A 210-nucleotide genomic window follows, 5' to 3' on the forward strand; every position below is an offset into this window, starting at 1 on the left:
TCGGGCGTACGTAGAAATCTGCCGTGCGTCCGGCTTTTTTCTTTGAAACGTCTTGTGCCTGAGGGGCTTTTTGAGGTTGAGCGAGTTTTTGAGGCTGAGCGACAGCCTGCGCTGCCTGCGGTTCTTGTGCTTCTTGCGGTTCTTGTGTTTCCAGTGCTTCTTTCGCTGCCTGCATTTCTTGTACATTCTGCACATGCGACGCCGGAGGAG

The 210-nt window shown here is 53.8% G+C and carries 1 protein-coding gene; it reads right to left on the reverse strand.

All coding sequences use genetic code 11. The annotated features are described in order from the left end of the window. A partial coding sequence (locus I6E40_RS10915; RefSeq protein ID WP_235387308.1) for a hypothetical protein occupies positions 1–210 on the reverse strand: 210 nt, incomplete at both ends.

The organism is Prevotellamassilia timonensis, from assembly GCF_021531665.1.
Classification (GTDB): Bacteria; Bacteroidota; Bacteroidia; order Bacteroidales; family Bacteroidaceae; genus Alloprevotella.